The sequence below is a fragment of the Acinetobacter sp. YH12239 genome (assembly GCF_013417635.1).
Lineage (GTDB): Bacteria > Pseudomonadota > Gammaproteobacteria > Pseudomonadales > Moraxellaceae > Acinetobacter.
Genome location: NZ_VPDP01000023.1, coordinates 24,806 through 31,226 on the forward strand (window position 1 = coordinate 24,806; position 6,421 = coordinate 31,226).

5 protein-coding genes are annotated in these 6,421 nt (G+C 38.7%); 2 read left to right on the forward strand and 3 right to left on the reverse strand.

The annotated features are described in order from the left end of the window. Positions 1-107 precede the first annotated feature (107 nt). Positions 108-1,070: a methionyl-tRNA formyltransferase gene (fmt, locus tag FTV17_RS13960; RefSeq protein ID WP_180000373.1), complete on the forward strand. Its 963-nt coding sequence runs from the start codon at positions 108-110 to the stop codon at positions 1,068-1,070. After that, complete coding sequence (gene rsmB / locus FTV17_RS13965; protein WP_180000375.1) at positions 1,067-2,362, forward strand: 16S rRNA (cytosine(967)-C(5))-methyltransferase RsmB; 1,296 nt, start codon at positions 1,067-1,069, stop codon at positions 2,360-2,362. Before fmt ends, rsmB begins: the two co-directional genes overlap by 4 nt. Positions 2,363-2,456: 94 nt before the next feature. On the opposite strand, the gene FTV17_RS13970 is transcribed toward rsmB, so the two are convergent. The 3 genes from FTV17_RS13970 to FTV17_RS13980 form a co-directional block, all read right to left on the reverse strand. After that, a complete protein-coding gene (locus FTV17_RS13970; RefSeq protein ID WP_081403317.1) occupies positions 2,457-2,567 on the reverse strand; it encodes a methionine/alanine import family NSS transporter small subunit in 111 nt (36 codons plus the stop codon). 1 nt (position 2,568) lies between these two features. After that, positions 2,569-4,053, reverse strand: a complete 1,485-nt coding sequence (locus FTV17_RS13975; RefSeq protein ID WP_180000378.1) for a sodium-dependent transporter — start codon at positions 4,051-4,053, stop codon at positions 2,569-2,571. Positions 4,054-4,424: 371 nt separating this feature from the next. After that, complete coding sequence (locus tag FTV17_RS13980) at positions 4,425-5,876, reverse strand: aldehyde dehydrogenase family protein (RefSeq protein ID WP_180000380.1); 1,452 nt, start codon at positions 5,874-5,876, stop codon at positions 4,425-4,427. Positions 5,877-6,421 lie beyond the last annotated feature (545 nt).

Here is a 6,421-nt window from a genome sequence, read left to right on the forward strand (position 1 = left end):
CACCTTAAGCACAAAATGCACATGAAAACGTTTCAAATTACGACCTTATTTGGGCGAAAATCGCTTTTGGCATATAATGTTCTTTATATTGTTTTGGAAGTGTCTGAGTGAAAATCATCTTTGCGGGAACCCCTGAATTTGCAGCGAGTGCATTAGCAGCTTTGCTAAAGACCTCTCATGAAATTGTTGCTGTGTATACGCAGCCAGACCGTAAAGCAGGACGTGGACAAAAATTGACAGCGTCAGCGGTAAAGCAATTGGCGCTCGAGCACAATATTCCTGTTTACCAACCTTTACATTTTAAATCGTCGACTGAGGAAGGTTTGGCTGCTCAAGCTGAACTCAAGTCTTTCAATGCTGATGTGATGGTGGTCGCAGCATACGGTTTAATCTTGCCTCAAGTCGTTTTAGATACACCTAAATACGGCTGCTTGAATATTCATGGTTCCTTATTGCCTCGCTGGCGAGGTGCAGCCCCTATTCAACGTGCTATCGCGACAGGTGATACTGAAACAGGTATTACGATCATGAAAATGGCAGCTGGTCTAGACACTGGTGACATGATGTATAAAACCATCTGTCCTATTACAGCTGAAGATACTTCCGCAACCTTACATGATAAACTGGCTCAACAAGGGGCTGAAGCCACTCTCGCTGTTTTAGAAAGTGAAGACACTTTAAAGCATTATTTAAATACACGTGAAGTTCAAGATGAATCACTTACAGTGTATGCACATAAACTTTCTAAGGCTGAAGCTCAAATTAACTGGGCAAATGATGCTGTGACGATTGATCGTAATATCCGTGCTTTCAATCCTTGGCCCGTAGCTTTCACACCTATTGATCAAACCAACAATTTACGTATTTGGAATTCGAAACTTTCTCCACTCACTCCATCAACTCAACAAATCGGTGAAATCATCGCTGTCGATCAGAATGGTGTTCACGTTTTGTGTGGTGATCATCAAGTGATTTGTCTCACTCAACTTCAGTGGCCAGGCGGTAAAGCGCTCAATGCTGCACAAATTCTACAAAGTCAAAAATTGCAGCCAGGACAGATCTTCGCATGAGCCAACAATCTTCTCATTTAAATTTACGCGGGCATGTGATTAAAACATTACTGGCCGTTCAGAATGGACAATCCCTCACCTCTGTTCTTTCCCAACATCTTTCATTGGTTGGTGAGCGTGATCGGGCCTTATTTCATGAATTGACTTTAGGCACTTTACGTCAATGGCATGCGCTTAAAGCAATTACTCTCCCTCTTTTGACTAAACCGCTCAACAATGAAACTGTTGAAAGCTGCCTATATTTAGGTTTATATCAACTGCTTTGCACGCGTATACCAGCACATGCGGCTATTTCAGAAACGGTAACAGCGACTAAACAACTTGGTTTTGAGGCCTTAAGTGGCGTCGTGAATGCGATTCTACGACGTGTTTCACGTGAAACTGAAGAATTCGGCGAAGCATTAGACCAAGCCCATGGTTTACCTAGTTGGCTATTTAAACGTTTGAAAAAAGATTGGCCCGAGCATCTTCAAGTGCTTTCAGTCGAACTTAAACTGGCTGCGCCTTTGACACTACGTGTAAATGAACGACAAGTAAGCCGTGAGGAATATTTAGATATTCTTGATGAAGAAGGGATTGATGCTCATCCATGTGAATGGTCCGATGTCGGCATTATCTTAGATCAATCCGTGCATATTCCTCACCTCCCTGGCTTTGAAGAAGGTGGTTTTTCTGTTCAGGATGAACATGCTCAACTTTGCGCGACCTTATTGCCAAATCTTGATGATAAAATCGTAATTGATGCATGTGCGGCTCCAGGTGGAAAAACAGCACATATTTTAGAGTGTTATCGCCCTAAAAAGCTGTATGCGGTCGATCACGATACAAAACGTTTAAGCCGCGTAAGTGAAAACTTAGAGCGTCTTGCTCTTAATCAGTACGCACCAGTGGAAATACTGACTGCTGATGCTACGGTATGGTCTGCACCTGAACAGGCTGACTGTATTATTCTTGATGCACCGTGTTCTGCTATTGGAGTTGTACGACGTCATCCAGATATTCGTTTACTTCGCCAATCTACCGATATTCAACAAACGGTTGAACTTCAAAAACAAATTCTGAATCATATGTGGCAACAACTCAAAGTTGGCGGGTCAATGCTTTATATTACCTGCTCGATTTTGAAAGCTGAAAATGAACACCAGATGATTGATTTCTTCAACACGCATACAGATGCTCAAGAAATCAAATTAAATGTGAATTGGGGAATTGAACAAATCCACGGCCGTCAGTTATTGCCACAACAAGGCCATGGTGATGGATTCTATTATTGTTTAATTCAAAAGATTTAATGCTATTTTTTAAGATAGTTTATTTCTAATTTAGCTACATATTAAAAAAGCCATGACTCATGTCATGGCTTTTTTAATATTGATCTGAAGTAGTTTAATCTTCAAGCTCATCTGGATTTTTTGCCAAATGAATCATGGCTAAAATAAGACCACCCCATAACAGCACTGTTGAGATAATGAGCATCATCAAAGCAGAAGTATTCATCTTATTTCTCCTCAGTCCCGTTGTCTTTTAGACGACTAAATACAACCGCACAGAACACAAAGATTGCAACTACACCGCCACCAATTGGCAATAGAATCTCAATTGGATAACCGCCATAGCCTTCAGTAAATATTGAGTTCAAAGTTAGCAATAACGCAGCTAACAATGAGATTGGCGTAACTATCGTCAACATGAAGTTCCAACCAGCACCTAGCTTAATACTAGAATATTGGTTTACATGTTCTTGAAGTTGCTTTAACAACGGGCGACGGAACCATGACACCAATACGATTGATAATAAGCCACCCGCGACAATACCAATATTATTGGCAAAGTAATCAATAATATCGACAAACGTAATCGCACTGTGAGTTGAGAACAATAATGTTGAAACAATTGCTGAACCACCTGCAATAATTGTCACAGCCTTCTTACGAGACCATCCTAACTTGTCTTGGAAACCTGCGATTGGAACTTGAAGAATACTGACCATGGATGTAATCCCTGCAACTGTTAAAGATGCAAAGAACAAGAAGCCAAATAAGTCTCCGCCAGCCCCCATGCTTGAAATGATTTTAGGGAAAGCGATAAAAGCTAAACCAATACCACCAGATACAACATCGTCAACTGAAGCACCCGCACTGTAGGCCATGAAACCTAATGCTGCAAATACCCCAATACCAGCTAAAATTTCAAAAGATGAGTTTGCAAGAGCAACGACTAGTCCAGAACCAGTTAAATTTGTTTTTTTCTTCAAATATGAAGCGTAGGTCAACATAATCCCGAAACCAACGGATAAAGAGAAAAAGATATGGCCAAATGCAGCTAACCACACTTTATAGTTGCCCATCGCTTCCCAGTTTGGTGTAAAGAATGCATTTAAACCTTGGACAGCACCTGGTAAACGAATAGCTTGAATCACGAGAATCGTGAATAAAACCACCAACAAGGGCATAAAGATCTTATTCGACAATTCCACGCCTTTCTTCACCCCACCATACAGGATGAACATAACGATCGCCCAAACGACAACCAAACCTATAAATAAGGTCGGAACAAATCCAAATGCTAAGCCTTCGCCATTCTGAAGATAGGTGGTGAAAAAGAATTTTTCTGTATCACTTCCCCACTGTTGACCAAATGAGTAGAACATATAACTACCCGCCCATGACAATACACTGGCATAGTAAATACCAATAATTAATGTCACAGCGACTTGCCACCAACCCAATGATTCACCATTCATTAACTTCTTGTAAGCTGTAGGTGGGGCCTTACGGTATTTATGTCCAACTGCATAATCTAAAAATAAAAGTGGAAGACCGGCAGCAAAAATTGCAACCAGATAAGGGATTAAAAATGCCCCGCCACCATTTTCATATGCGACATAGGGAAAACGCCAAATATTGCCTAAACCTACTGCAGAACCAATAGCTGCAATAATAAAACCTGATCTGGCGCTCCAATTTTCACGTGAAGCTGTCATATAGTACCTAATCCGTAAATGGGTACACGCTTACTGCTATTGTTGATGTTATCTTGCAAGTAATTGCATACCATTAAAATTTTGTTGTTTGAATCAGAAACGGCCTTTTGAGCATTTTTTTCGAATTACAAACCACCCCTTATTTAATATTCTTGGTTAAAGAAAGATGAAATAAAGGATGTTTAATGAATCAACAATAGCGCTTTTAATCAGATTTTTCTGTAATTAATTCAGGAAAAAACTGTGTTTCATCATTTTTTTATTCTTATTGATTAATTTTTAACTCAATATGTTTATTTTTAAATCACAGCGTTAATCAAAACTAAATAATTTAAAAGGAGCGTTATGCTCCTTTTAACATAAATAATAATTTATCCTTGTTTAATCACAAGCAATCGTTCTTCTTGCATATCTCGAATTGCTGATTGAATCCCTTCTCGACCTAGACCTGAATCTTTAACACCACCATAAGGCATGTTATCCACACGGAATGATGGAATATCATTAATGATGACACCACCTACATGTAAATGATTCCACGCATACATCATTTTATTCAGACTTTGTGTATAAACGCCAGCTTGTAGACCAAATCGACTTTGATTAATTGTAGCAATGCCTTTTTCAAAATCTTTATACTTCTCTAGAATGGCTACTGGCCCAAAAGCTTCATCTTTATAAATTTCTAAAGACGTATCAACATTTTCTAGCAATATTGGATCAAATAAAGCCCCTTTTACCTGACCTTCGACTAAAACTTTGGCGCCTTTCTTTACAGCTTTATCGACCCATTTTTTTAGCCTTTTAGCTTCTTCCTCCTTGATCATAGGACCACATAAGGTCAAGTCTGATTTTGGATCGCTCGCTTTGATTTTTTTAATTTTGGAAATTAATTTCTTCTTTAAATCAGTATAAATATTTTCATGAACCAAAATTCTTTGAACACTAATACAAACTTGACCTGCGTGGTTATATGCTCCCCCAATGAGACGATCAATTAACGCATCAGATAGTTCAGTATCAGGCTCAATTAAAACAGCAGCATTGCCACCAAGCTCTAAGGTGACTTTTTTTCGACCAGCACGTGCTTTCATATCCCAACCGACTTCATCTGATCCAGTAAAACTGAGTAATTTGAATCGGTCATCGGTTACCAAGATATCTGCCTGTTCGCGAGGGCAAGGTAAAACTGAAAATGCACCTTGAGGTAAATCAGTTTCAGCCAACACTTCTGCAATTTTTAGAGCAGAAACTGGTGTAAGTGACGCAGGTTTCAGTACGAAAGGACACCCTGCTGCAATTGCAGGTGCAATTTTATGAGCAGTTAAATTAAGTGGAAAATTAAAAGGACTAATTAATGATATAGCACCAATCGGAACATGTTTAATCATACCTGTATAACCCTGTGCAGCAGCTGTTACAGCCAATGGTATTAAACGCCCATCGTCCATTTGTGTAACCGCATCAGCAGCGATTTGAAAGGTATTTATAAGACGCTCAACTTCAGCCTGAGCTGCTTTTAATGGCTTTCCACCCTCTGCAATCAAAATTGCAGTTAATTCCTCTCTCATTTCGCCAAAGCGTTTGACACAATGTAATAAAATCTTTTGCTTTTGAAATGGTTCTAATTGTGCCATTGCCTGTTCTGCATCAATTGCAGATTGGATTGCTTTTTCTAAAGTATTTGCATCTGCTAAGGCGACTCGAGCAAATATTTTTTGGCTAAATTTATCTTTTACTTCAAGCCATTGACCTGTTTGGGATGCTTTAGAGGCAACATAAAGAGAATAATCACACTCAATTTTTTTTTCTGAATTGGTCATCACGTATCCTTAAATATATTCGGATTTAAAACTTTTAAATTCACTATATCATGACCTCTCAAGCAACTTCTGTTCATGAGTAATTAAGTAATATATTTTTCACTCTTACTTTTTATTATGTAAATGCCTCTATTGCATCTCGCATGCATTTTAGTCACTCATTACTGAAAGCATTAAAATACAACCACGACCAATTGATTAGGCGATCATTTTTCTATGTACACAGGTGTACCAATAGAAACTAATCATACTTTATGAATTTGAGCATCAGATGGATAAGAGCGGTTGCTATAACTGTCCAAGACATAAAATTTATCGTCTATATGATTATTTTTTTCAATTTTAAGATTAAAAATGTATTTAAAGGATATTTTTCAGTACCACCATCCATTTCCCTTTACATTTATATCTTTAATTCTTTCTTTTCATATAAAAAAACACCCCCTTCTATTGAAGGGGGTGTTTAGAATAATGAGCTGGCGATGACTTACTCTCACATGGGTAACCCCACACTACCATCAGCGCTAAGAGGTTTCACTTCTGAG

Excerpts from the sequence above, each read along its gene's own strand:
- FTV17_RS13980 (WP_180000380.1), bottom strand. The coding sequence starts at position 5,876 with ATGACCAATTCAGAAAAAAAAATTGAGTGTGATTATTCTCTTTATGTT.
- FTV17_RS13975 (WP_180000378.1), bottom strand. The coding sequence starts at position 4,053 with ATGACAGCTTCACGTGAAAATTGGAGCGCCAGATCAGGTTTTATTATT.
- FTV17_RS13970 (WP_081403317.1), bottom strand. The coding sequence starts at position 2,567 with ATGAATACTTCTGCTTTGATGATGCTCATTATCTCAACAGTGCTGTTA.
- rsmB (WP_180000375.1), top strand. The coding sequence starts at position 1,067 with ATGAGCCAACAATCTTCTCATTTAAATTTACGCGGGCATGTGATTAAA.